The organism is Neobacillus sp. S1115, assembly GCF_055385565.1.
The window spans coordinates 4,866,878-4,891,041 of record NZ_AP038275.1; the positions used below are offsets into that span (position 1 = coordinate 4,866,878).

At 42.0% G+C, this 24,164-nt stretch carries 25 protein-coding genes and 2 other annotated features; of the genes, 6 read left to right on the top strand and 19 right to left on the bottom strand.

From position 1 onward, the window contains the following. Positions 1 to 6 precede the first annotated feature (6 nt). The 3 genes from polX to zapA form a co-directional block, all read right to left on the bottom strand. Positions 7 to 1,722 carry a DNA polymerase/3'-5' exonuclease PolX gene (polX, locus tag ACZ5B7_RS23830; protein ID WP_464491212.1) on the bottom strand — a complete coding sequence of 572 codons (1,716 nt, stop codon included), beginning with the start codon at positions 1,720 to 1,722 and terminating at the stop codon, positions 7 to 9. An 82-nt stretch (positions 1,723 to 1,804) separates the two neighbouring features. Next, positions 1,805 to 2,347: a CvpA family protein gene (locus tag ACZ5B7_RS23835; RefSeq protein WP_378584258.1), complete on the bottom strand. Its 543-nt coding sequence runs from the start codon at positions 2,345 to 2,347 to the stop codon at positions 1,805 to 1,807. Positions 2,348 to 2,352: 5 nt separating this feature from the next. After that, a complete protein-coding gene (gene zapA, locus ACZ5B7_RS23840; RefSeq protein ID WP_213144651.1) occupies positions 2,353 to 2,613 on the bottom strand; it encodes a cell division protein ZapA in 261 nt (86 codons plus the stop codon). A gap of 104 nt (positions 2,614 to 2,717) precedes the next feature. Between zapA and rnhC the strand changes: the two genes are divergently transcribed. Together rnhC and ACZ5B7_RS23850 are read left to right on the top strand one after the other, a co-directional pair. Beyond that, on the top strand, positions 2,718 to 3,686 hold the full coding sequence (rnhC, locus tag ACZ5B7_RS23845; RefSeq protein WP_464491213.1) for a ribonuclease HIII: 969 nt from the start codon (positions 2,718 to 2,720) through the stop codon (positions 3,684 to 3,686). A 20-nt stretch (positions 3,687 to 3,706) separates the two neighbouring features. Continuing rightward, positions 3,707 to 3,997 carry a 4a-hydroxytetrahydrobiopterin dehydratase gene (locus ACZ5B7_RS23850; RefSeq protein ID WP_464491214.1) on the top strand — a complete coding sequence of 97 codons (291 nt, stop codon included), beginning with the start codon at positions 3,707 to 3,709 and terminating at the stop codon, positions 3,995 to 3,997. A gap of 73 nt (positions 3,998 to 4,070) precedes the next feature. On the opposite strand, the gene ltrA is transcribed toward ACZ5B7_RS23850, so the two are convergent. The 4 genes from ltrA to ACZ5B7_RS23870 form a co-directional block, all read right to left on the bottom strand. Then, the gene (gene ltrA / locus ACZ5B7_RS23855; protein ID WP_464491215.1) at positions 4,071 to 5,330 is read right to left on the bottom strand and encodes a group II intron reverse transcriptase/maturase; all 1,260 of its coding nucleotides are present in this window, start codon (positions 5,328 to 5,330) and stop codon (positions 4,071 to 4,073) included. A 598-nt stretch (positions 5,331 to 5,928) separates the two neighbouring features. Next, on the bottom strand, positions 5,929 to 8,343 hold the full coding sequence (gene pheT, locus ACZ5B7_RS23860; protein ID WP_464491216.1) for a phenylalanine--tRNA ligase subunit beta: 2,415 nt from the start codon (positions 8,341 to 8,343) through the stop codon (positions 5,929 to 5,931). 12 nt (positions 8,344 to 8,355) lie between these two features. After that, the gene (gene pheS / locus ACZ5B7_RS23865) at positions 8,356 to 9,393 is read right to left on the bottom strand and encodes a phenylalanine--tRNA ligase subunit alpha (protein WP_423799271.1); all 1,038 of its coding nucleotides are present in this window, start codon (positions 9,391 to 9,393) and stop codon (positions 8,356 to 8,358) included. A gap of 349 nt (positions 9,394 to 9,742) precedes the next feature. Beyond that, entirely contained in the window at positions 9,743 to 10,498 is a 756-nt protein-coding gene (locus ACZ5B7_RS23870; RefSeq protein WP_464491217.1) for a TrmH family RNA methyltransferase, read from the bottom strand. A 229-nt stretch (positions 10,499 to 10,727) separates the two neighbouring features. Between ACZ5B7_RS23870 and sspI the strand changes: the two genes are divergently transcribed. Beyond that, complete coding sequence (gene sspI, locus ACZ5B7_RS23875) at positions 10,728 to 10,937, top strand: small acid-soluble spore protein SspI (protein ID WP_213119948.1); 210 nt, start codon at positions 10,728 to 10,730, stop codon at positions 10,935 to 10,937. 212 nt (positions 10,938 to 11,149) lie between these two features. Here the strand turns inward: sspI and ACZ5B7_RS23880 are convergent, their stop codons facing one another. The 6 genes from ACZ5B7_RS23880 to infC all read right to left on the bottom strand — a co-directional run bounded on the left by ACZ5B7_RS23880 (position 11,150) and on the right by infC (position 14,232). Further along, positions 11,150 to 12,235, bottom strand: a complete 1,086-nt coding sequence (locus ACZ5B7_RS23880; RefSeq protein ID WP_213119946.1) for a M42 family metallopeptidase — start codon at positions 12,233 to 12,235, stop codon at positions 11,150 to 11,152. Between the two features lie 64 nt (positions 12,236 to 12,299). Continuing rightward, positions 12,300 to 12,791 carry a dUTP diphosphatase gene (locus ACZ5B7_RS23885; RefSeq protein WP_464491218.1) on the bottom strand — a complete coding sequence of 164 codons (492 nt, stop codon included), beginning with the start codon at positions 12,789 to 12,791 and terminating at the stop codon, positions 12,300 to 12,302. Between the two features lie 2 nt (positions 12,792 to 12,793). Beyond that, positions 12,794 to 13,054 (bottom strand): DUF1294 domain-containing protein, encoded by a 261-nt coding sequence (locus ACZ5B7_RS23890; RefSeq protein ID WP_423799275.1) that lies wholly within the window; start codon positions 13,052 to 13,054, stop codon positions 12,794 to 12,796. 58 nt (positions 13,055 to 13,112) lie between these two features. Beyond that, the gene (rplT, locus tag ACZ5B7_RS23895) at positions 13,113 to 13,472 is read right to left on the bottom strand and encodes a 50S ribosomal protein L20 (RefSeq protein ID WP_423799276.1); all 360 of its coding nucleotides are present in this window, start codon (positions 13,470 to 13,472) and stop codon (positions 13,113 to 13,115) included. 39 nt (positions 13,473 to 13,511) lie between these two features. Beyond that, positions 13,512 to 13,712, bottom strand: coding sequence for a 50S ribosomal protein L35 (rpmI, locus tag ACZ5B7_RS23900; protein WP_213119942.1), 201 nt, complete (start codon positions 13,710 to 13,712; stop codon positions 13,512 to 13,514). A 16-nt stretch (positions 13,713 to 13,728) separates the two neighbouring features. Then, positions 13,729 to 14,232 (bottom strand): translation initiation factor IF-3, encoded by a 504-nt coding sequence (infC, locus tag ACZ5B7_RS23905; RefSeq protein ID WP_277398316.1) that lies wholly within the window; start codon positions 14,230 to 14,232, stop codon positions 13,729 to 13,731. Positions 14,233 to 14,338: 106 nt separating this feature from the next. Beyond that, positions 14,339 to 14,470 (bottom strand) — a sequence feature (ribosomal protein L20 leader region). Positions 14,471 to 14,688: 218 nt separating this feature from the next. Between infC and ACZ5B7_RS23910 the strand changes: the two genes are divergently transcribed. From ACZ5B7_RS23910 to ACZ5B7_RS23920, 3 genes are all read left to right on the top strand, one after another. After that, positions 14,689 to 15,603: a nuclease-related domain-containing protein gene (locus ACZ5B7_RS23910; protein WP_464491219.1), complete on the top strand. Its 915-nt coding sequence runs from the start codon at positions 14,689 to 14,691 to the stop codon at positions 15,601 to 15,603. A 65-nt stretch (positions 15,604 to 15,668) separates the two neighbouring features. Then, a complete protein-coding gene (locus tag ACZ5B7_RS23915) occupies positions 15,669 to 15,962 on the top strand; it encodes a transposase (protein ID WP_213140605.1) in 294 nt (97 codons plus the stop codon). Positions 15,963 to 15,973: 11 nt separating this feature from the next. Beyond that, a complete protein-coding gene (locus ACZ5B7_RS23920; RefSeq protein ID WP_464494408.1) occupies positions 15,974 to 16,849 on the top strand; it encodes an IS3 family transposase in 876 nt (291 codons plus the stop codon). Between the two features lie 646 nt (positions 16,850 to 17,495). On the opposite strand, the gene thrS is transcribed toward ACZ5B7_RS23920, so the two are convergent. The 6 genes from thrS to ACZ5B7_RS23950 form a co-directional block, all read right to left on the bottom strand. Continuing rightward, positions 17,496 to 19,427, bottom strand: coding sequence for a threonine--tRNA ligase (gene thrS / locus ACZ5B7_RS23925; RefSeq protein ID WP_464494558.1), 1,932 nt, complete (start codon positions 19,425 to 19,427; stop codon positions 17,496 to 17,498). Positions 19,428 to 19,474: 47 nt separating this feature from the next. Continuing rightward, positions 19,475 to 19,735 (bottom strand) — a binding site (T-box leader). Between the two features lie 87 nt (positions 19,736 to 19,822). Next, complete coding sequence (locus ACZ5B7_RS23930) at positions 19,823 to 20,701, bottom strand: putative sporulation protein YtxC (protein WP_464491220.1); 879 nt, start codon at positions 20,699 to 20,701, stop codon at positions 19,823 to 19,825. A 116-nt stretch (positions 20,702 to 20,817) separates the two neighbouring features. Next, on the bottom strand, positions 20,818 to 21,747 hold the full coding sequence (dnaI, locus tag ACZ5B7_RS23935; protein WP_213144639.1) for a primosomal protein DnaI: 930 nt from the start codon (positions 21,745 to 21,747) through the stop codon (positions 20,818 to 20,820). 16 nt (positions 21,748 to 21,763) lie between these two features. After that, positions 21,764 to 23,152, bottom strand: a complete 1,389-nt coding sequence (locus ACZ5B7_RS23940; RefSeq protein ID WP_378584422.1) for a replication initiation and membrane attachment family protein — start codon at positions 23,150 to 23,152, stop codon at positions 21,764 to 21,766. A 48-nt stretch (positions 23,153 to 23,200) separates the two neighbouring features. Beyond that, the gene (gene nrdR / locus ACZ5B7_RS23945; RefSeq protein ID WP_464491221.1) at positions 23,201 to 23,662 is read right to left on the bottom strand and encodes a transcriptional regulator NrdR; all 462 of its coding nucleotides are present in this window, start codon (positions 23,660 to 23,662) and stop codon (positions 23,201 to 23,203) included. Positions 23,663 to 23,764: 102 nt separating this feature from the next. Then, positions 23,765 to 24,163: a hypothetical protein gene (locus ACZ5B7_RS23950; protein ID WP_464491222.1), complete on the bottom strand. Its 399-nt coding sequence runs from the start codon at positions 24,161 to 24,163 to the stop codon at positions 23,765 to 23,767. Between the last annotated feature and the right edge of the window lies 1 nt (position 24,164).

A 24,164-nucleotide genomic window follows, 5' to 3' on the forward strand; every position in this document is an offset into this window, starting at 1 on the left:
CCTTTTTTATCTATTATGCAGAAAATTAAGCAAGTCCTTTTTATCCAAGGCATTAATTACAGTTGATTTTTTAATCCAGCCTTTTTTAGCCGCGGACACACCGATTTCCATATGCTTTAATGTATCCAATTGATGGGCGTCGGTGTTGATTAATATTTTTACGCCAGCCTCCTGGGCTTTCCGTAAATGCTCTGCGGCAAGGTCAAGCCGGTTTGGATTCGCGTTCAACTCTAATGCTGTGTTCGTTTCTTTCGCCAATTGGATCAGTAGGTCCATATCCACTTCATAGCCCTCGCGACGGCCAATTTTGCGGCCGGTCGGATGGGCGATTAAATCAACATGGGCATTTTGCAGCGCGTTCTTTAGGCGCTCCATGATTTTTTCCTTTGGCTGTGAAAAAGCTGAATGGATGGAGGCGATCACAAAATCCATTTCCGCTAGAAGTTCATCCTCGTAATCCAGACTGCCGTCCGGTAAAATGTCCATTTCCACACCAGATAAAATCAAAAAGTCATCATATTTTTCATTTAGCTTCTTAATTTCTTCTTTTTGCTGCAACAGTCTTTCGCGAGTTAATCCGTTCGCCACCTTCAGATACTGAGAATGGTCGGTAATAGCCATGTATTGATAGCCCCTGGCCCGGCAGGCCTCCACCATTAGTTCAATGGTATGGGCCCCATCACTCCAGGTCGAATGCATGTGCAGGTCGCCTTTGATGTCTTCAAGTTCGATTAATTCCTCATCGGCTTTGAATGTATCTACTTCTCGGCCATCCTCTCTCACTTCAGGAGGGATAAATGGAAGGTCGAAATGCTTGAAAAATTCCTCTTCGGAAGAGAAGGTGAGGATTTCCCCTGTTTCCACGTTTTCAACGCCGTATTCACTTATTTTTTCGCCGCGTTCCTTAGCTAATTGTCTCATCCGCACGTTATGGTCCTTTGAACCGGTAAAATGGTGCAGCGTTGTAATAAATTCCTCCGGCTTCACCAAGCGGAAATCAACGGATATATCATAATCAAATTCCAAGGTAACTGATACCTTTGTATCCCCCGCGCCAATCACTTCTTTAATATTCGGCAATTTTAACAGCTGTTCACGGACAGTTTCTGGCTGATCAGTAGCAATGATAAAATCCAGATCCTTAATAGTTTCCCGCATCCTCCGCAGGCTTCCGGCCCTTGAGAACCGGTCAATATTGGTCAATTTCCCCAGGTTCACTTCAATCCACTCCGCAATCGGAAGCATGTAAGCGAGGGGCAGCCGCTCTGGTCTTGTCCCCACGTTCGAGATTGCACTTAAAATTTTTTCCTCCGTCTTCTTTCCAAAACCCGCCAGCCCCTGTACTCGGCCGGCTTCACATGCTTCTTTTAAGCTTGATACATCGGTAATTCCTAATTCCTGATAAAGCTTGGAGATTTTTTTCCCACCAAGACCTGGGATTTGCAGAAGCGGAATCAAACCCGGCGGAACCTGTTCCTTAAGCTCCTTTAATACAGTGGATAAGCCTTCCTTTATGTATTCTTCGATAACAGCAGCAGTCCCTTTGCCAATACCGGATAGTGCTGTAAAGTCGTCTATTTCTAATAAACTTCGTTCGTCCGTCTCCAAAGCATTTGCAGCCTTGCGGAAGGCCGAAATTTTAAATGGGTTCTCACCCTTTAATTCCATATAAATCGCGATTGTTTCCAATAAACGAATGACTTCTTTTTTATTCACTTCCATAAACTCCACCTGCCTTTAATTAACACATTTTCATTTTAACCTTTTTTCCAACAATAGAAAAACTTCTCTGCATTAGAGAAGTTCACGCAGCTTTATATTCGATCCACCAGTCCTTAATCTGCTGAGAAAGAACAGGGGTGTAATTCACAATCGCCTTTGCCATGAAGGAGCCATCTAGCATATTTTGGAAAATCTCAATTGGTAATAAGGCGCCAATATATAATACAATAAAGATAATTAAATAGACTTCCAAAAATCCTAAAATTCCACCAGCCCATACGTTCAACAGCCTTAGTACCGGTAAATGGGCGATAAAATCAAACATGGACCCGATAATCTGCATAATCACCTTTACAGCAAAAAAGATAATAACAAAAGCGATCGCCCGATAAAAGGCGGTCTCCATGTTTGCGGCATCAGTGATAATTTTTAATGCCGTATCCTCGCCAAGGTTTGGGTAAGGAATCCAAAGGGTCAGTTTTGGTGCAAGATCGTCGTAGTAAATATAGGCGGCGATGTAGGCAATTATGAACCCTGTTAAATGTACAAGCTGCAGGATAAAGCCTCTTTTCAGGCCGACAAAAAAACCAATAATTAAAAATAAAATAATCACTAAATCTAACATTGTTTTTATTCCTTTTCTTTTTGAAGTTCTATCGTCAGTCGTTCCATCTCTTCTTTTATTTTGATATAATCATTGACTGCGTTAACTGCTGTTAAAACTGCAAGTTTATTTACCTCGAGTCCTGGATTCTTAGAACTAATTTCGCGCATTTTAGCGTTGACCAACGATGCTACATAGCGAATATGACTCGGACTTTCCGTGCCTAAGATCACGTATTGTTGCCCGTAAATTTCTACGGTAATTCTATTTTTCTGAGTATTCGACAATGTTAATGCCCCTTTCAGGAATCCTACAGTATATCATAACATGAAAAGATTAAAGTCGAAAAGTTGTAATAATGAATATATATAATAGAAATGTGGTGCTTTTAATGGCAAATGTTGTTTTAGTATGTAATATGAATACCATTTTAAAGATGAAAGACTTTTACAGCAAGCATTTAACGGATAAGGTTCCGCCCGGAAGCGTGTTTGCCGCGAAAACTCCCGGTTGTGCCATTACCGCTTATAAATCGGGAAAGGTTTTGTTTCAAGGGAATGATTGTGAGAAGGAAGCGGGAAGATGGGGCGGGGCCGCTTCAGGAGCCGGGCCTGCCAAGAAGGCAGCCGGCAATGGAAAAATGACGTCTTCCTCTGCCAAGGCAGGGGCGGGGCTTCCGGCCGGTTTTAGTGAATGGTCTGTCATTGGTTCGGATGAAGTCGGCACTGGGGACTTCTTCGGTCCGATTACGGTTGTAGCTGCTTATGTACGGAAAAAGGATATTCCTTTATTAAAAGAATTGGGAGTTAGAGATTCGAAGGATTTAAACGATGACAAAATAATTGAAATCGCAAAGGTGATCAAGGATATTGTTCCCTTTAGCCTAATGACGTTGAGAAATGAAAAGTATAATCAGGTTCAAGCGGCTGGTATGTCACAGGGGAAAATGAAGGCTTTGCTTCATAATCAGGCTATTTTGAAGGTTTTAGAGAAGATTCTTCCTGAAAAGCCTGACGCGATTTTGATTGACCAATTCGTCCAGGAGGGCACCTATTTTCAGCATCTAAAGGGACAAAAAGCAATCGCGCGGGAAAATGTTTATTTTAGCACCAAGGCCGAGGGCATTCATTTGGCGGTTGCCGCTGCCAGCATCCTGGCTCGTTATGCATTTATCCAATACATTGACAAGTTAAGTGAGGCGGCCGGTTTTCGAGTACCGAAGGGAGCCGGTGCCCAGGTGGATGAGGCAGCTGCCAGGCTTATTTTGAAAAAAGGGCAAGATGTGCTGTCATCGTTTGTAAAGATGCATTTTGCGAATACTGAAAAAGCAGTGGCCTTAGTTAATAAGAAGAGAAAGTGAAAATTAAGGGAGGGATTGACTTGAAGAGATTAGGTGAAGAAGAAATTGCTGCTGAGCTTAATAGTCTAACCGGCTGGAAACTGGACGGCAAGTTCATCGTAAAAAAGTACCGCTTTCAGGAATTTTTAAAAGGGATTGCATTCGTTAATGACATCGCCCAATTATCCGAAGAAAAAAATCACCATCCATTCATATCGATTGACTATAAAATGGTCACTATAAAAATAACCTCCTGGCATGCTGGAGGTTTAACCGACCTAGATATCTCCCTTGCAAAACAATATGAAACCCTCTACGAAAAATACAAATAATCGAGTAGGAGGGGGTGACTAACCCCCGACCTCTCACACCACCGTACGTACCGTTCGGTATACGGCGGTTCCATTAAGATTGACGTAGAAATTCATAACGATTATATAGACTTCTCAACCCTCGTTGACTCCAATATGAGTTATCGAGGGTTTTGTGTAATATTGGACTACATGCGATTCTCCAGTAGTTCTTTCGGGAATTGCCCCATTCATATGCTTTGTAATCAGGGACACCTAAACCTATTAGTTTCCTGACTCTGGTTTTAGGTTTCTTCCACTGTTTCCATTTGCACATTCTGAGTCTTCTTCTTATCCATTCATCGAATTCTTTAAATTTGCTTGGTGTGTCAGCTAAGGCGAAGTACCCACACCATCCTGTTAGATAACGGTTTAACATTTCAATCCTTACTTCCATTGGAAAAGATTTTGACCGAGAGGTAATTTCTCGGATCTTCGTCTTAAAGCGTTTAATACTTTCTTTCGCAATTCGTACCTTCGGTTCTTTATTTAAAGTAAAGCTGAAACCAAGAAATTTCCGTTTCCACGGGCGGTCAACTGCCGACTTATCCCTGTTTACCTTCAACTTCAGTTTCTGCTCGATAAACGTCGAAACGGATTCCATTACACGTTTTCCTGCTTTTAATGACTTAACATAAATGTTGCAGTCGTCCGCATAACGGACAAACTTATGTCCTCTGGTTTCCAATTCTTTATCTAGTTTATCAAGAATTATGTTTGAAAGGAGAGGACTCAGAGGTCCTCCTTGCGGAGTACCTTCCTCCGTTGATTGAACGACACCGTTGAGCATTACACCTGATTGAAGATATTTCCGGATTAGTTTGAGAAGTATGCGGTCTTCGATTCTTTTAGCGAGTATCCCCATCAATTTGTCATGATTGACCTTATCAAAGAATTTCTCTAAGTCCATATCAATTACCCAACGGAAACCCTCCTTGATAAATCCCTTTGCCTTTCTTACCGCATTATGGGCACTCCTATTAGGACGGAAACCATAGCTGTTTTCAGAAAAGGTTGGGTCAAAGATTGGGGTTAATACTTGGGCAATTGCCTGTTGGATGAAACGGTCTGTCACAGTTGGTATGCCTAAAAGCCTTATTCCTCCGCTTGGTTTCGGGATTTCGACACGGCGAACAGGGGAAGGATGATAGTTACCTGTTCTCAAAGCTTCCCGAAGGGAATCCCAGTTTTCATAGAGATGTCGTCGTAGGAATTTTACGGACATTCCATCTATGCCGTGACTTCCTTTGTTCTGCTCTACCCGTTTAAGGGCAGTTAAGAGATTTTCTCGTGACAAGATTCGTTCCATTAACATGATGATATTCCTTTCCACGTGAATGAAGGCTCTGTTTATGCCGACTCTTGCTCCACCCTCCTAGAGTCCCCAGCGGATTCACCGCTTCCTCCTTTAGGTAGGTCCTTTCGGATTGTCTGTGTTCAATGCAATTGCCGAATGTACAGACTTCATTCTCTCTTAATAGTTCAGTCCTTCCCATTCATTCTCGAGTTAGAATGGTACTATGACCTCTGCTGACTTCTGATTGTTCAGCTATCCATTGCTAGACAGGTTACCAAGTGTACTTGGCTTGTCAATCAGACCTCCCCGGGTAAGAGTGCAGTCTTTCCCTCCATCTATCTGCTTCATTTACTCTGTACCACCTTCGGCAGTATGGACTTTGTTTTGGATTGCAAACTCATCCAATGATACCTAGCCTTATATGAAGTTCGTGTTCCTCAGACCGGAGGTTTGCCGTTCGCTTCCTTCAGATTCCGCGTCACCACGGACACCCTTGCGTTAAGCTAACCACTACTACTGCCTTCATGGCTCGGGACTTTCACCCTAGAGACTGCACCCATGCCGGGCGCACAACGCAAAAAGAGTATCCACGCCAATGGATACTCTTTTTTAATACTTATCCCCTTAAAACCGCACCTGCTTGCTCTTTTAATGCCTCAAGCACGCGCGCGTGAACCTTTGTTACCTCTTCATCTGTCAAAGTACGTTCTGGATCCACATATTTCAATGAGAACGCAATCGACTTCTTGCCTTCCTCCATTTTATCGCCCTCATATAAATCAAAGACATAAGCCTCTTTCAAAAGAGGTGAACCAGCTTTAACGATAATATCCTTCAACGTGCCTGACACCGTTTCTCGGTTTACCACAAGAGCAATGTCTCTTGTGATGGATGGGTAGCGCGGAATAGACTGATATTGCAGTGCTTCCGTTTCTTCACCAAGAACTGCTTTTAATGATATTTCAAATACATAGGTATCCTTTAAATCTAAGTCTTTTTGGACGCTTGGATGCAGCTGGCCGGCAAAACCAATTTTCGAGCCATCTATCCGGATTTCAGCGGTGCGCCCTGGGTGCATGCCTTCTACTTGTGCTTGAACATATGAAACACGTTCTGTCAGACCTAGCTTTGCGAATAATCCTTCCAAAATACCTTTTAAAACGAAGAAATCAACAGGTTTCTTTTCGCCCTGCCAAGAATGATTGTTCCAAAGGCCGGTAATCGCTCCAGCCAAATGCTCTTTTTCCTCAGGAAGAACTTCCACACCGTTAGATAAAAAGACATTTCCGGTTTCGTATACTGCTAGGCTGTCATTTTGACGAGCGCTGTTGTATTTCAATACTTCGAGCAGCTGTGGCAGGATGCTTAGGCGAAGTATACTGCGGTCTTCGCTCATTGGCATCGCCAGGCGAATGAAATCCCGCTTTTCCATAGCAAACTGAGATGCTTTTTCTTCACTTGTTAAAGAATAAGTTACGGCCTGGTACAGACCGGCTCCTTCTAAATAAGCACGGACGACACGGCGTTTCTTTTGGTATTCAGATAGCTTTCCTGGTGTTGTGGAACCAATCGGCAAGGTTTTCGGGATGTTGTCATAGCCGAATAGGCGGGCAACCTCTTCGAGTAAATCCTCTTCGATTTTGATATCGCCGCGGCGTGTTGGTGCCGTTACAGTAACCGTGTCCCCTTCAACAGAAACCCCAAATTGAAGGCGGTCGAAGATGGCTTCCACATCCTTCATTTCAAGGCCGGTTCCAAGTACGCGATTGATTTTTTCAAGAGTAACTGAAACCACTGCCGGCTCAACAGTTAATGTATCAACCTCTGCTGCACCTTCTAAAACTTCACCGCCAGCGTATTTAGCCATTAAGTAGGCCGCACGTTCACCAGCAACACGTACACGGTTCGGGTCTACCCCTTTTTCAAAGCGGGCACTAGCTTCACTGCGCAGGCCGTGATCTTTAGACGCTTTTCTTACTGCTGCTCCGTTAAAATAAGCTGCTTCCAATAACACAGTAGTCGTATCAGAAGTTACCTCAGAATTGGCACCGCCCATTACACCAGCAAGCGCAACAGGTTCTGTTCCGTTCGTGATCACTAAATGGTCAGCCGTTAATGTGCGCTCTACATCATCAAGCGTCACAAATTTCTCGCCATCGTTCGCACGGCGGACAAGGATTTCTTTTGAACCCAAACGGTCGTAGTCAAACGCATGAAGCGGCTGGCCATATTCGAGAAGAATGTAGTTTGTGATATCAACCACGTTATTGTGCGGACGGATTCCCGCAGACATTAAGCGGGTTTGCATCCAAAGTGGTGACGGCCCGATTTTCACATTTTTAATCATTTTCGCAACGTATAGCGGATTATCCTCAGTCGCCTCGACAACAACCTTTACATAATCCGTTGCCTTTTCACTAATCGGCTCTAGGCTTGTTTCCGGAAGCGTAACCTCTCTGCCAAGAATCGCTGCCACTTCATAAGCAACACCTAACATGCTTAAGCAATCAGCACGGTTTGGCGTTAACCCAAGTTCAAGAACTTCGTCGTCGCGATTCAACAAGGCAAGTGCATCTGTCCCGACCTCTGCATCTGCTGGAAAAACAAAGATTCCTTCTGCGTATTCTTTAGGAACAATTTTTCCTTCCATGCCAAGCTCTTGTAAAGAACAAATCATACCGTTTGATTCTTCGCCGCGAAGCTTTGCTTTCTTAATTTTAAAATTTCCTGGAAGAACGGCACCAACTTTTGCAACGGCTACCTTTTGACCCTGGGCGACATTCGGCGCACCGCAGATAATCTGAACCGGCTCACCCTCGCCAATATCAACCTGACACTTGCTTAATTTATCGGCATTTGGATGCTGCACACGTTCTACTACATGACCAACCACAACACCCTTAATACCTTCATTTAGGATTTCAACGCCTTCTACTTCAATCCCGCTTTTAGTAATTTTTTCAGCTAATTCATTTGCCGATACTCCAGTTAAGTCTACGTAATCCTGGAGCCATTTATATGAAACGAACATATCGTCAACCTCCTATTCTTCTACCGAAAATTGCTTTAAGAAACGAACATCATTTGTATAGAAATGACGGATATCATCAACACCGTATTTCAGCATCGCAATCCGCTCAGGTCCCATTCCAAAAGCAAATCCAGTGTATTTCTTTGAATCATAGCCAGCCATCTCAAGTACGTTTGGATGAACCATTCCGGCGCCAAGGATTTCAATCCAGCCTGTCTGCTTACAAACATTACAGCCGTGGCCGCCGCATACTTTACAGGAAATATCCATCTCAACGGAAGGTTCTGTGAATGGGAAAAAGCTTGGGCGAAGACGGATTTCACGGTCTTGGCCGAACATCTTTTTAGCAAATACATCCAATGTTCCCTTAAGGTCACTCATGCGGATATTTTCGCCTACCACTAAGCCCTCAATTTGCATGAACTGATGTGAGTGCGTCGCATCATCATTATCGCGGCGGTATACTTTACCAGGGCAGATGATTTTGATCGGACCTTTGCCGTTGTTCTTTTCCATCGTCCGGGCCTGAACCGGCGATGTATGGGTGCGAAGCAAGATTTCTTCCGTAATGTAGAAGGAATCCTGCATGTCGCGGGCTGGGTGGCCTTTCGGCAGGTTCAACGCTTCGAAGTTATAATAATCCTGCTCTACCTCAGGTCCTTCTGCTATTTCATAGCCCATTCCGATAAACAAGTCTTCGATTTCCTCGATGATTTTTGTTAATGGATGATGGTTCCCAACCTTAACAGGACGCCCTGGAAGGGTGACGTCAATGCTTTCAGAAGCCAATTTTTCTAAGACAGCTGCTTCTTCCAACTGATTTTGCTTAGCTTCAATTTTAGCAGCGATGGCTTCACGTACTTCATTAGCGAGAGCTCCAATCACCGGACGCTCTTCCGCCGATAATTTGCCCATGCCACGCAATACCTCGGTAATCGGGCCTTTTTTCCCTAAATATGCAACACGGATGTCATTCAAGTCTTTTAAGCTTGAAGACTGTTCCACTTTCTGAATTGCTTCAGCTTGCAATTCCTTTAAACGCTCTTGCATTTGGATTCCTCCTTAAATTTTTTATGTAAAAAATAAAAAAACCCCGCCCCCAAAAAAGGGACGAGGTATTAGATCGCGGTACCACCCTTGTAAACACGTATGTATACACATATTGTGTTCGCTCGATTCAGATAACGGCTTGTGCCGATGCATCTTTACATCTCCGCTAAGAAATGGTCCCGATGCCGACTCGGGAGGTGAACTTCTCCTACCCTGTCCATAAAAGTGCTTTCAGTCGCGGCACTTTCTCCCTAAAAATGGCCATTTGACAAGATACTTTTCTCCGTCATTGTCTTTTAAATATCAACATTGTTCATTATTATATACTAATTTTTTGAGTGTTTCAAATTTATTTTTTCAAGTAATATAAAAGAATTCCTGCCGCAACCGCGACATTCAGCGATTCGCTTTTGCCGTAAATCGGAATATAAAGGTTGGCGGTTGTTTGGGACAGAAGTTCTTTATTCATGCCGCTCCCTTCGTTGCCGACAATCAGGGCGAAAGCTTCACCGGTTGAAATATCAGTATATGCAGAAGCTCCCTCAAGTGCTGTTCCGTAAACAGGTATATTTTTTACTTTCAGTTTTGCCGTCCATTCTTGAAGGTCGCCTCTTATGATTGGAAGGTGAAAGTGACTTCCTTGAGCAGAGCGAAGAACCTTTCCGTTAAAGACATCGACGCTGCCTTTGCCTACAATTACCGCATCAATTCCCGCCGCATCGGCTGTCCGAATCATCGTGCCGAGATTTCCCGGATCTTGAACAGCATCGATTAGGAGGTACGTTTTTGCATTTTTTAAGTCTGTTTTTTGATCGGCTTGCCGGCAGACAGCATAAATCCCCTGGGGGGTCTCCGTTTCCGATAAGGAATCTGCGATTTCCTCCGTCACCATGTAAATAGGTGTCTGACCTGCATCGAGGCGCGGCGGCACACCTATTTTTTCAGAAATAATGATTTCTAAAACTTGTTCATCCTGTTTGAGTGCTTCTTCCACTAAATGAAAGCCTTCCACTAAAAATGTATCTGAGCGGTCTCGCTCTTTTTTCGTTAAAAGCTTTTTCCATTGCTTAACCTGTGGATTTTGCTGCGATTGGATATATTTCAATTCTGTTTCCCCTTTAAAAATTACTCTGATTTTTACATTATAGCCCATTTAAAATACATATTAAAACCAAAATTAGAAATGATAATAAATGAAAACTTGCTGATTGTCGAGTCCGTTAGGACGAAGACAGAAGCGTAGTTGAATTTATGCGTTAGGGAAGTATAAATTTGGGGAATTTTTTAATTCCCTATTAACTAAAGAATTAAGGTTAAAGAAGGAGTGGCCCATTATGAATTTCAATTTGCGGAATGCTGTTATTCACAATGTTTCCAATAATACGCAAGACCAATTAGAGGATACCATTGTCGATGCGATTCAAAGCGGGGAAGAGAAAATGCTGCCGGGTTTAGGCGTTTTATTTGAAGTTATTTGGCAAAATTCATCTGAACAAGAGAAAAAAGAGATGCTTGGCACGCTTGAAAGCGGGTTAAAGCATTAAAAATGGGATTTTTAGCCGCCGGCCGATGGGTTGGCGGCTGTTTTTTTGGGGGAGGCTGGGTCTATCAGCGAATTTTGGAGTTCTATCAGCGAATTTGAGAAGTCTATCGGCGAATTTTTGGGTTTTATCAGCGAAACGGAGCATTCTATCGGCGAATCGCCAAATTACAAATAATCCCCGGCGCAAACACAGCAGCCGGGGACCCCAAAACCTTATTCAAACGTAATCTTATCAACAGCCTCGCGATCCAAACGCTTAATGACCTCTACAATCAGCTTAACAGCATTTTCATAGTCATCACGATGAAGCATTGCAGCATGTGAATGAATATAACGAGTTGCAATCGTAATCGCCAGCGCCGGAACTCCATTATGCGTTAAATGGATGGAGCCCGCATCTGTTCCACCGCCTGGGATGGATTCAAACTGGTAAGGGATGTTGAGTTCATCCGCAGTATCCGTTACAAAATCACGCAGTCCCTTGTGCGCTACCATCGACGCATCATAGACAACCACTTGCGGCCCTTTGCCCATTTTGCTCATCGCTTCTTTTTCGCTAATTCCAGGTGTATCGCCGGCAATACCTACATCAACAGCAAAGCCGATATCAGGCTGGATTTTATAAGTAGCTGTCTTGGCACCGCGTAAGCCAACCTCTTCTTGAACATTTCCGACGCCGTAAACAACATTCGGATGATCAACACCTTGCAATTGCTTTAAAACATCAATCGCAATCGCACAGCCGATGCGGTTATCCCAAGCTTTCGCAAGAAGCATCTTTTCATTGTTCATTACGGTGAATTCAAAATATGGCACGACCATGTCTCCAGGACGCACGCCCCATTCGGACGCTTCTTCACGGCTTGAGGCACCGATATCAATGAACATGTCTTTGATTTCAATTGGCTTCTTGCGGGCTTCCGCAGATAAAACATGCGGCGGCTTAGATCCGATAATCCCTGTTACATTGCCCTTTCTTGTTACAATGGTCACTCGCTGAGCAAGCATCACCTGGCCCCACCAGCCGCCGACCGTTTGAAAGCGCAGGAAGCCTTTGTCATCAATCGCCGTCACCATAAAGCCAACTTCGTCCAAGTGGCCGGCTACCATGATTTTAGGGCCGCCCTCCTTGCCGACTTTCTTTGCAATTAAACTGCCTAATCCGTCAGTCGTGATTTCATCCGCATATGGTGCTATGTATTTTTTCATGACTTCGCGGACTTCACGCTCATTGCCGGGAATTCCATTGGCATCGGTTAAATCCTTCAGCATGGTCAATGTTTCATCCATTTTTGCCATTATTTAGCCCCCTTTTTATGTACGTTCACTTTCATTATAACGAAACTATCTGACAATTAACAAATTAATAGTTGTTTTGCTGTCTTTGATAATTTACTTCGTTTTTTGAAAAATATGCCTGTTCCATTTCTTCATAAGATATCCCAAGCAGGACTGCAAGCTGCAAATATGCTTCGAATAATCGCAGGTAATCCTCAAAGCTTTTTGTTTTTTGAAAAATGGTGACCCCTTCATAAACACGTAAGAACTGTTCCGTCACGCTGCACTCAGGCTGTGCAGCCTTTAATTCCATTCCCTTTTGATCAAATCCGCACTCAATCCCCAGCGATAAAATAAAATGAACCCCATCAACGAACTCCTCAAGAATCACATTTTTTGATGATGAAGGCTTAACGCTCCAAAATTTAAAGCAGCGGGTTTCGTTAGCGAGCTCACCAAGCTCAACTAATAAAGCGAGAACTTTTCGGCTGAATAAATCCTCGTCCTGAAGCTGATGCTTTTCCTCAATATGCGAATCTAATGCCTTTTGCATTTGAAACAACTTCACAAGGTTCATTATTAGAACACTCCCTTTATAAAAAGTATGACATCGATGATTGCCAGAATCGGAAAGCCAATCTTGAACTGCAGATGCTTTGTTTTATGCCGGAAAAAGTACATCCCAACCGCAGCGCCAACAGCACCGCCAAATAACGCTGCAAGCCATAACGTTCTTTCCCGAATCCGGTATTGATGTTTCTTCGCTCTGTTTTTATCAACACCCATTAAGCTGAACGCAACTATGTTTATAGCCATAATAGCTGCCCATAATCCTACCATAAACAATCTCCTCTACAGAAAAGGCCATCCTCATCATAGAGAATGGCCATATGTTTAATTATTTATTTAGTTGAGCTTTAGCAGCGTTTGCTAATTCAGCAAATGCGTTTGCATCGCTGATTGCTAATTCAGCAAGCATTTTGCGGTTTACTTCGATTTCAGCAAGCTTTAAACCATGCATTAAACGGCTGTAAGAAAGACCGTTGATGCGAGCTGCTGCGTTGATACGAGTAATCCAAAGTTTGCGGAAGTCGCGCTTCTTTTGGCGACGGTCGCGGAATGCATACATTAAAGATTTCATAACCTGTTGGTTAGCAACTTTATATAATGTATGTTTTGAACCATAATAACCTTTAGCTAATTTAAGAACTTTTTTACGACGTTTGCGAGTAACTGTACCGCCTTTTACACGTGGCATGTAATTTCCCTCCTAGATTTAAATCAATGCTTATATCGATTACTTTACGTTTGTTAATAATTGACGAATACGTTTGAAATCACCTTTAGATACAAGTGAAGACTTGCGAAGCTTACGCTTAGCTTTTGTAGATTTGTTTGCGAATAAGTGGCTTGTATAAGCGTGGTCACGCTTTAATTGACCAGATCCAGTTTTCTTGAAACGCTTAGCAGCGCCGCGGTGAGTTTTCATTTTTGGCATTGGGATGTCCTCCTTATTACTTTTCGATTTTAGGTGCTAAAACCAAGAACATGCTACGGCCATCCATTTTTGGATGAGACTCAATCGTAGCTACTTCCTTACACTCTACTGCAAAACGGTCTAATACTTTCTGACCGATTTCTTTATGGGTAATTGCCCGGCCCTTGAAACGGATGGAGGCCTTTACCTTGTCGCCTTTTTCCAAGAACTTAATAGCATTGCGAAGCTTTGTATTAAAGTCGTGCTCATCAATTGTTGGACTTAAACGAACTTCTTTTGTCGTGATAATCTTTTGGTTCTTTCGAGCTTCTTTTTCTTTCTTTTGATTCTCGAATTTAAATTTGCCGTAGTCCATAATCCGGGCTACCGGAGGCTTAGCGTTTGGTGCTACAAGCACTAAATCTAAATTCACTCGTCCGGCAATCTCCAGCGCTTCGATTTTGGATTTAATTCCTAACTGCTCGCCATTTTGATCAATCAAGCGAACTTCACGAGCGCGAATCCCATCATTTACTAACATGTCTTTGCTAATAATTAGCCACCTCCAAGGTTTAATCAAGAATACAACGTTTGGAAAAACATACTCCCCACCAAGATTTTTTTATGTTTGGCAGTCCATGAGAAGTACAAATAAAAAAGTGTGGATGTACACACCCACACTTTACGAACAAAGTTAAAATAACTAAAAGTCCTCGTAAAACCTGCCAACTGCCAAACTGCGTCAATCAGGTGAGAAGCGGGTGCTTCTTCTTTTCCTAGAAACTAGTATTCAATTTATACCTTAGATACTATATCACAAGCAAAGAACTTTTGTCAAATGAACTCCTTTTGTGACAACGAAATTTATTTTAGCAGGAAAGCGGAAATTATTCAACATATTTTTATTACAGGTAAAAGTTAACAAAATATTCACCCTTCGAAGGAAAAAGTGCTGGCATTTTTTATTAAAATTAATTTGGATGAAAGGATGTGGCATATGGCTTATAAACCCCGAACAGAGCCTGAAGAATTAATTATTTTGGGAGTTTTAAATACCCGGATGAGTTTATCAGAAGATGACAGACAACGATATTTACGGCTAAAAAAAGGGTACGTGGGAGAGATAATGTTTGATAAGCTTACAGAAAAACTCAAATGCGAATGCTATATTTTAAACGATTTGCTGCTTAAGGTGCACAACACTACTTTTCAAATTGACACATTAATTATTGTTCCTGAAAAAATTTATTTAAGTGAAGTAAAAAATTTTGAAGGAGATTATTTTTACGAGTTAGGACCAGATTCGGAGGCAGAATCAGATAGATTATACAAGCTTCCAAAGACAGAATATACTAATCCACTTTACCAGTTAAATCGAAGTGAATCTTTGCTCCGCCAATTGCTCCAAAGCCTGGGAGTAAAGTTGCCGATTGAAGCCAAGGTAATTTTCATCAATCCGAAGTTCACCCTATACCAAGCCCCCCTCACCAAGCCTTTTATTTTTCCAACACAAGTATCCGGTTATTTGGAAAAATTGGACAATTCGCCATTAAAGCTGAATGACTATTATAAGAGGCTAGCAGATAAGCTTGTTTCTCTCCATATTAAAAAATCACCTTATACACAATTGCCTTCATATCGATATGACCAGCTGAGAAAAGGACATACCTGTAAAATCTGCAACTCGTTTTCGATTTCTGTTGAAGGAAAGAATTGTATTTGCTTGGATTGTGGGCATGAAGAGTTGGTGACAGATGCTGTTTTGCGATGTGTGAGGGAAATTAAGCTGCTTTTTCCTGGGATGAAAATAACGACTAATGTTGTTTATGAATGGTGCGGGGTTGTTGAATGTAAAAAGAGAATTAGAAGGATTTTGAATAAGTATTTTAAAGCAATCGTGAGGTTAGTCTAAAAAGTGGACACGTAAAAATGAGATTTAGATTATAATACAATCATCATTTAAAAGGACGTGTTCACATGGGTAAACATCATTCTCAAGAGTATAAAGAATATGTTGCAAAGTTAATCGTTGAGGAGGGGAAAAAAGCCTCCCAGGTAGCTTTTGAACTCGAGATCTCCCCTAAAACTGTTAGTCGATGGGTGGCAGCTTACAGGACTAAAACAAGTGCTGGGAAAGCTGGAGAAAACTATCTTACACCCACAGAACTTGAAAAACTGAAAAAGCAACACGAGAAAGAGATACAAAAATTGAAAGAGGAAAACGAAATTCTAAAAAAGGCCATGCACATCTTCACGAAAAACCAAGCGTAATTTATACGTTCATTCAAGCCCACTCTGATGAGCACGCTGTGGCGAAGATGTGCAAAGTTCTTAAAGTATCATCAAGTGGCTATTATAAATGGCTAAGGATCCAGAATAAACCTCAATCTGAGAAAGATGCCTACCGTAAAGAAATCAAGCAAAAAATAAGTAAATCATTTCACGAGAGCTATGGTACGTATGGGAGCCCCAGGGTCCATGCCGACTTGGTGGAGTGGGGTTATACCATTTCTCAAAAGACGGTTGCACGTATGATGAAAGAGATGGGTTTAACAGCCACACCAAAAGAAAAGTTTGTCATTACTACTAATTCAAATCATGATTTACACATTTATCCTAACCTGCTTAATCGCCAATTTAATGTTGAAAAGCCCAACCGAGCATGGGTAACTGACATTACGTACATTTGGACGCTTGAAGGCTGGGTTTATTTATCATCCGTTATGGATCTATTCTCAAGAAAAATCGTAGGCTGGAGTATGGCTTCACATATGAAAAAGGAGCTATCCATACAAGCATTAAATATGGCGATTGTTACAAGGCAGCCTAGTGAAGGGTTAATCCATCATTCGGACCGTGGGTCCCAGTATTGTTCAAATGATTATATCGACATCCTGAAAGGGAAAAACATGCATATCAGTATGAGCAGAAAGGGCGATCCTTACGACAATGCATGTATTGAGTCTTTTCATGCCACAATCAAGAAAGACTTGATCTACAGAAGACGCTTTAAGACCAGGGCTGAAGCCGTAAAAGCCATTAATCATTATTTAAATAGTTTTTATAATGAAAAACGAAAACACTCTACTTTAGGGCACAATTCACCGAATCAATTCGAGAGAAACCACCGGCAAGATGAAGTTGCATATACCTCATAATATAGCCATTTGGTGTTAGGAAATGAGCAGTCATGCTTTTCGACTGATCATTTCTAATACCGTACCAAACGAAGTGCGGTAGTGGTTTGGTTTCTAAAAGTCTTAAATTTTACTGTCCACTTTCTTGACAGAAGACCAATCGGGATTAGTTCAAATACTTTTTATGAGTAAGTCCGGGACAATTTTGTCCGAAGGTTACCCAGGTTCGGACACTTCCGCCTCTTTTTTAACTGGTTTTGTCCGATGGTTACTCAGGTTCGGACACTTCCATCGCTTTTTTAACCGGTTTTGTCCGATGGTTGCCCGGGTTCGGACACTTTCATCGCTTTTTCAATCGGTTTTGTCCGAAGTTTACCCGGGTTCGGACACTTCCATCGCTTTTTCAACTGGTTTTGTCCGAAGTTTACCCGGGTTCGGACACTTTCATCGCTTTTTCAACCGGTTTTGTCCGAAGTTTACCCGGGTTCGGACACTTCCATCGCTTTTTCAATCGTTTTTGTCCGAAGGTTGCCCGGGTTCGGACACTTTCATCTCTTTTTCTATCGATTTTGTCCGAAGGTTACGCTGATTCGGACACTTCCGTCTCTATTTCAAGCAGTTTTGTCCTTAAAAAACCAAAAAGGGAGATTGCTCTCCCCTCCTAAAATTATTTCTGCACTTCCGCCTTCAACCCAGCAAGAAACTCCTCAAACGCCTTAGTCTCAGACTTCTGCTCGCCATATTTACGTACGTTAACAGCGTTTTCCTCGACTTCCTTGTCGCCGACAACCAGCATATAAGGGATTTTTTGCATTTGCGCTTCGCGGATCTTATAGCCGATTTTTTCATCACGGCCGTCCAATTCAACGCGGAAGCCTGCAGCCTTAAGCTGTTCCTGTACCTTTCGGGCATAATCAAAATGCGCTTCTGGCGAAACAGGAATCACTTGAACCTGTACAGGCGCCAGCCAAGTTGGGAATGCGCCCTTGTATTCTTCAATCAAGTAAGCAACAAACCGTTCCATAGTAGAAACGACACCGCGGTGGATAACAACTGGGCGGTGCTGCTTGCCATCTTCACCAACATAAGTTAAATCAAAACGTTCAGGCAGCAAGAAATCCAATTGCACAGTCGACAATGTTTCGTCCTTACCTAAAGCTGTTCTGACTTGAACATCCAATTTAGGACCGTAGAATGCCGCTTCTCCTTCAGCTTCGAAATAATCAAGGCCAAGGTCATCCATCGCTTCTTTTAACATGCTTTGTGCTTTTTCCCACATCGCATCGTCATCGAAGTACTTTTCCTTATCTTGAGGATCACGATACGATAATCGGAATGAATATTCCTTAATATCGAAATCTTTATAAACCTCTAGAATCAGCCGAACAACGCGCTGGAATTCTTCCTTAATTTGATCCGGACGAACAAAGATATGCGCATCGTTCAAAGTCATCCCTCGGACACGCTGTAATCCGGATAAAGCACCAGACATTTCATAACGGTGCATTGTTCCTAACTCAGCAATCCGAATTGGAAGCTCACGGTAGCTGTGCATCGCATTTTTGTACACCATCATATGGTGTGGGCAGTTCATCGGGCGGAGCACTAATTGCTCATTGTCCATTTCCATTACCGGGAACATATCTTCATGGTAATGATCCCAGTGGCCGGAAGTTTTATATAACTCCACGTTTGCCATAATCGGTGTATAAACATGGTCATAGCCTAGGCTGACCTCTTTGTCCACGATATAGCGCTCAACGATACGACGGATTGTTGCACCCTTTGGCAGCCAAAGCGGCAACCCTTGCCCTACCTTTTGAGAATTAGTAAATAAGTTAAGCTCCTTACCAAGCTTGCGGTGGTCACGCTCTTTTGCTTCTTCAAGCAAACGAAGATGTTCAGCCAACTCTTCCTTTTTGAAAAAGGCAGTGCCGTATACGCGTTGCAGCATTTTGTTATTGCTGTCGCCGCGCCAGTAGGCACCCGCAATGCTTAACAGCTTAAATTCTTTAATTTTTCCAGTTGATGGAACATGGATACCGCGGCATAGGTCGAAGAAATCCCCCTGCTCATAAATCGTTACTTGTTCATCATCAGGAATAGCTTCAATCAACTCAAGCTTATACTCATCGTCGATTTCTTTAAAAAGCTGAACCGCTTCGGAACGGCTGACTTCTTTGCGGACAACTTCAATGTTCTCGCTAACGATTTTCGCCATTTCCTTTTCGATTTTAGGAAGGTCTTCAGGTGTCAGAGATTCCTCTAAATCCATATCGTAATAAAATCCGCCTTCAATAACCGGGCCGACACCAAGCTTCGCTCCCGGGTACAAACGCTTAACAGCCTGTGCCATTAAGTGGGCAGTACTGTGGCGCAATACCTCAAGGGCATCCTTAGATTCTGGTGTCACGATTTCTATTGAACCGTCTTCTTGAATTGGACGGCGAAGATCATACATTTGACCGTTTAGTTTGCCGGCAATAGCCTTTTTCTTCAGACCAGGGCTGATGGATGCCGCAATATCTTCTGTTGTCGTTCCTTTTGGGAACTCCTTTACTGCCCCATCAGGAAATGCAATTTTTACAACATCTGACATCATCAATTCCTCCTTATAAAATAAAAAATAAAAAACCCGTCCCTAGGAATAGGGACGAGTTTTGATTAACACGTGGTTCCACCCAATTTTTCATTTTCAGAAGCTGCCAACAGGGCATACTGAAAATGACTTTAGGTCAGGGTAACGGCTGATTGCCGTCAACAATTACTAGCTTCATGAGAAAATGAAGTGTTCACTGGTGAAGTTTAAAGGTGGTAAGTATTTCTTTCGTGTTAGGAGGCTTTCAGCCGCGTCCTCCCTCTCTAAAAACCGTAAAAAAATACTGTTGTCCTTATCATTACATTTACTATGATATAAGCTATGTACGTTATTATAATGATTTAGTTTTAAAAAATCAACTTCATAAAACAAATTATTTTAACAATTTGTATTTTTTATCCATGGTTTTCGGAGGAAGTTGCTTTTCCTACCCAATTTTTCACTTCCCGAAGCGCCTCGAATTGCCTGAGCTTCACTCTTTCCTCAAAAATATTCTTAATTGTTCTGACAAGCGGGGCCTCCGGATCATTTGTATAAAGAAAAATAGATGTCGGCGCCAAAGATAATAGCGGGGCAATCGAGGCCGAATCGACGTAAACTGGATGATTCACCAACAGCTTTCGGTCTATCAGACGTATCAATTCGCTTCGTTTCATTTCTTCAAAATGTTCATTGTAAAAGGTGATTTCATCATCAAATAATAGATGGAGCACATCAATTTTCGGCTCCCGATTTGCCAAAAAATCTCTCAGCATATTCACAAACATTTGGTATTCCTGCTCCATTTTATATTCATCAATTGAAAGCTCCACATAGCTTTCAAGGAGCTGAAGATACGAGCGCAACCTAAATTTCGCAAACGAATCAAACGAGAACGAAATATTTTCCTGAAAAACATGATGAATGGCTTCCTTAATATTAGGTTCCTCATTATTTTCCTGTAAAAAAGAAGACAGTTCAAAGCGATGCCCTTCTAAAATGGAATAAAGAATCTCCAAAATTTGCTGCCGTTCTTCCAGGTCTTCGTAAAAAAATTGCTGCTCCAAAATATCCATAAACCAGTCATCGCGTTTAATACATGTAATAAACTCATAAAAAGCGTCTTTAACCTTGGCAAATAAATGGTCAGAACAAGAGCCATCCATTATTTTCACTATATGTCGATCTTCAAAAAGAAGAATATTTTCATAATCAAGAAGATTATTTAATACTTTTTGCAAATGATTATAAAAACGGATTGCATCCATCTTATTTTGGAAGATGATTTCTGCCAACCAAATCCCCCCTAAAAACCGAATCTCTGTTTTAATATATATGGGGGACTTGGCCAAAATAGAAGTTTTAAAAGTGCAAAAAAGGACTCCGGCGAATACCGGAATCCCTTGTAACATTAATTTCTGCGGTTGGAACCGCCCACCATTACGGGTTCGCTCAAAGAACGAATTCGCTCCATTATGCGGCGGGCCTTCATTTTTTCCTCTTCGCCGCGTTGGCTGTAGGTTAAATGGTGCTCGAGCCCTTGAAAATCAAAATTAGAAGTAAAGAAGGTCGGCAGGCTCTCAAGCATGCGAAATTGCAGGATTGGTCCAAGAACTTCATCGCGCGTCCAGCTGGACATCGCTTCAGCACCAATATCATCAAGCATTAAAATCGGCTCTTTTTTTAACGCATCGATTTTTTCGTTTAAAGTCGAATCGGCGATGGAGCTTTTCATCTCCCGCAGCAACTCCGGAACATAGACAACCATCGAAGAAATCTGCTTTTTGGCAAGTTTATTGGCAATGGCACCTAATAAATAGGACTTTCCAACACCAAACTTCCCGTAAAAATAAAGTCCCTTCACCGGCTTGCCCTGCTCATATTTCAGTAAAAAAGCGGCAGCTTTCTGAACGGCATCGATCCGTTCCTCATCATGTTCAAGTTCCTCGAACGAGGCATTCAGGATATCCTTTGGCACATGTAAACTTTTAATGAGTTTCTCATTTTTCCTCTTCTCATCTTCCATAATTTTTCGCGGACAGCGGTCATACCGCAAATCGATGGAACTCCTCGTTAAAATTAATTCAGGATGATACCCCTTCATCATGTTGGTACATGCCTCAAGACTTTCACACTTGTGACAGTACCTGCTTTGCTGCGTATATTCATAAAGCTTCATCAGGCTTTTCTCAATAATCTCCTCCGTGAGGTCCTGCTGATGCTTCCTTAAAAAATCCCTGACATCAGGATTGGCCAATGTGTCCTCACGCATTTGCGCAAATCGTTTTTGAAAATTCTCATGTGAGGCTAACCGTTTTAGAGTTTTGTTGATCTTTTCCATAATTCACCTCCAGCATCTAGTCATCAAATGCCTTAAGCATTTCTTCTATTTCACGTTTTTTTGCTTCTAAATCTTTGGTCGTTTCCTTGTGCGGCTCAGCCTTTTTGGATGGATCTTCGTCAAACCATTCTGGAAGAAACTCCGTCCGGATTGGCTTTTGCTTTGATGTTTTTCCGGTAGCCTGTTTATTTTTGGCCGTTTTTTGAGATTCCTTCTTGGCTTGCTCCATCGCTTCTTTGACCGTCTTTATTTGCAGCCTTGCCCAGTTGCTGGCAATTGTCCCGGTGTACCCCTTTGTCAGCTTCATATCGGTCTTTAGCATCACAAAATGCATCAGCACATTTAAAACACCTGGAAGAAGCTTTTGATTGAACATGATCTCTTCAATCAGCTCAATTTCCGATTTTGATGGTTCTGCCCCTCCCGACAGGTCTTTTAAAAACTGTAAAGGGGACGTTGTTTCCAAATAATGAATGAGCTTCTCTTCCTTTGTTTTTGGCTCTTCCGTTTGAACCCGATGGGCAGCCGGCTGGGTACGTTCGATGAGTGTCGGCAGCTGGTCATAGTTCACAAATTGATACCAATCACGCGCAGCTTTTCGCAACTCTTCCAAATCAATTTCATTTGCCTCATTAACAGCACTGAGAATAATATTTTTCATTTGAATAGCATCGATATTATAAAGAAATGCGAGTTTACTAATAACCTCTTTTACCTTATGGTTTAAAGCTTTGTTCGGGACAAGCGATTCATTTAAACCGGCGATAAGCAGATCAAAATCAAACGTACCGATATCAATTTGCACACCACTTGAATCGTGACGCCCTATAAAGTGCTGGTCTGTATCGGCAGCAAGATCCTCAGAGTTATCCTGCATATATTGGATAGTACCGGGTGTTGCTGACATAAACACTTCCTGAAACGCCTTAGTGGTTTCCTGATATCCTGTACCTTTTGGGATTTGCTGTTCCGAGAAAAAGCGTTTTAAACGGGAAAAATGATTTTTTCCAATTTTACGATAAAGATAAATGTTAAGCATACCATCCAAAAAAAACTGGTCCGGGCTTAACGGAGGGTGGAGTTCATAAATAAAGGAACGCACCTCATCCTCCGTTTTAACATAAGTCTTCACCAAGCCGATTCCTTCAAGTTTTAGGCGTGCTTCATAGATTTCATTTAGATTCCGACCTAGTAGATTCATTAATAAATGGTGTGTGGAGGATTCCGACCATAATCGATTTTCTTCCAGTTCAGCCCAGAGTGTCATATACAAGCTAAAGCAAGTTGACCCAATTAAAGGCTGGTATAAAAATGTCAGCACTTTTCGGTCATACTCATGCAGCAGTCCATTAGCGGTAACAATATAACGATCGATTGGAAGTATTTCCTGCCAATGCTGCGCCATTTTCATTCAAACCTTTCCTATTAGCTAAAAAAGAGCCGAAACAGCTCTTTATAATTTCTCTTTGTTCATTAATTCTTTTAATTCTTCGATAAAAACATTGATATCTTTAAATTGGCGGTAAACTGATGCAAAGCGGACATATGCAACCTCATCTACTTTTGATAGCCTGTCCATCACCATTTCGCCAATCTCATCACTTTTAATTTCGGAAACACCCTGACTTCGAAGAGCTTTCTCTACACCATGTGTAATGTCCTCTAATTCCTTTAAAGCAACAGGGCGCTTTTCACATGCCTTAATAAGCCCGCGCAGGATTTTATCGCGGCTGAATTCTTCCCTCATTCCTTCCTTTTTGACGACAATTAAAGGAATCTCTTCGATTTTCTCAAATGTAGTAAAACGGTACCCGCATTCTTCGCATTCTCGTCTTCTTCGTGTTGCACGTCCCTCATCCACGGGCCGGGAATCAAGTACGCGTGTGCCATAATTCTGACATGAAGGGCATTTCATCTCCTAAACCAACTCCAAATCTAATAGGTAAATCCGAACATTTTCCGCAGCAATTCTTACTATTATCTTATAAAAAAGAACACCTTTTCACAAGTAAAAGTATTAATAGTTTTTTCCTGTTCCAGTATTGGTATGTATTTGGCTAATTCGCTTATAGTAGGCGACAATACGTTTTTTTAATTCCGGATAGGTCCCAAGCATTGCGAACTTTTCGGATGAAATAGTAAAATCCACAGCTGTTTCCATCGGTTTAACAGAGACAATTGTTGCAATAAGAAAACATGGAAAGGGCTTCTGGATATCAACAGCAATCTCGCCGTGCTCCTTAGAAACCGTTGTAACATGGCAATCAGCATCTTCTTTAAAAATTTGTTCTACTGAATCGAAAACTTGATTGAATGTCCCTTTATAATAATGAGTTTTTAAAGAATCATCAGTTTGTTTATCTGTTGTTTCAATTTGTCTTTTAAAACGGGTAAAGAGCCCCAATAAAATCGCCATT

What these genes read in the sequence shown, in the direction of transcription:
- ACZ5B7_RS23915 (WP_213140605.1), top strand. Translation starts at nt 15,669, where the DNA reads ATGGGTAAACATCATTCTCAAGAGTATAAAGAATATGTTGCAAAGTTA.
- ACZ5B7_RS23910 (WP_464491219.1), top strand. Translation starts at nt 14,689, where the DNA reads ATGGCTTATAAACCCCGAACAGAGCCTGAAGAATTAATTATTTTGGGA.
- ACZ5B7_RS23890 (WP_423799275.1), bottom strand. Translation starts at nt 13,054, where the DNA reads ATGGTAGGATTATGGGCAGCTATTATGGCTATAAACATAGTTGCGTTC.
- polX (WP_464491212.1), bottom strand. Translation starts at nt 1,722, where the DNA reads ATGGAAGTGAATAAAAAAGAAGTCATTCGTTTATTGGAAACAATCGCG.
- pheT (WP_464491216.1), bottom strand. Translation starts at nt 8,343, where the DNA reads ATGTTCGTTTCATATAAATGGCTCCAGGATTACGTAGACTTAACTGGA.
- ltrA (WP_464491215.1), bottom strand. Translation starts at nt 5,330, where the DNA reads ATGTTAATGGAACGAATCTTGTCACGAGAAAATCTCTTAACTGCCCTT.
- infC (WP_277398316.1), bottom strand. Translation starts at nt 14,232, where the DNA reads ATGTTAGTAAATGATGGGATTCGCGCTCGTGAAGTTCGCTTGATTGAT.
- rplT (WP_423799276.1), bottom strand. Translation starts at nt 13,472, where the DNA reads ATGCCACGTGTAAAAGGCGGTACAGTTACTCGCAAACGTCGTAAAAAA.
- pheS (WP_423799271.1), bottom strand. Translation starts at nt 9,393, where the DNA reads ATGCAAGAGCGTTTAAAGGAATTGCAAGCTGAAGCAATTCAGAAAGTG.
- ACZ5B7_RS23835 (WP_378584258.1), bottom strand. Translation starts at nt 2,347, where the DNA reads ATGTTAGATTTAGTGATTATTTTATTTTTAATTATTGGTTTTTTTGTC.
- rnhC (WP_464491213.1), top strand. Translation starts at nt 2,718, where the DNA reads ATGGCAAATGTTGTTTTAGTATGTAATATGAATACCATTTTAAAGATG.
- ACZ5B7_RS23880 (WP_213119946.1), bottom strand. Translation starts at nt 12,235, where the DNA reads ATGGCAAAAATGGATGAAACATTGACCATGCTGAAGGATTTAACCGAT.
- thrS (WP_464494558.1), bottom strand. Translation starts at nt 19,427, where the DNA reads ATGTCAGATGTTGTAAAAATTGCATTTCCTGATGGGGCAGTAAAGGAG.
- dnaI (WP_213144639.1), bottom strand. Translation starts at nt 21,747, where the DNA reads ATGGAAAAGATCAACAAAACTCTAAAACGGTTAGCCTCACATGAGAAT.
- sspI (WP_213119948.1), top strand. Translation starts at nt 10,728, where the DNA reads ATGAATTTCAATTTGCGGAATGCTGTTATTCACAATGTTTCCAATAAT.
- ACZ5B7_RS23885 (WP_464491218.1), bottom strand. Translation starts at nt 12,791, where the DNA reads ATGAACCTTGTGAAGTTGTTTCAAATGCAAAAGGCATTAGATTCGCAT.
- rpmI (WP_213119942.1), bottom strand. Translation starts at nt 13,712, where the DNA reads ATGCCAAAAATGAAAACTCACCGCGGCGCTGCTAAGCGTTTCAAGAAA.
- ACZ5B7_RS23940 (WP_378584422.1), bottom strand. Translation starts at nt 23,152, where the DNA reads ATGGCGCAGCATTGGCAGGAAATACTTCCAATCGATCGTTATATTGTT.
- nrdR (WP_464491221.1), bottom strand. Translation starts at nt 23,662, where the DNA reads ATGAAATGCCCTTCATGTCAGAATTATGGCACACGCGTACTTGATTCC.
- ACZ5B7_RS23950 (WP_464491222.1), bottom strand. Translation starts at nt 24,163, where the DNA reads ATGGCGATTTTATTGGGGCTCTTTACCCGTTTTAAAAGACAAATTGAA.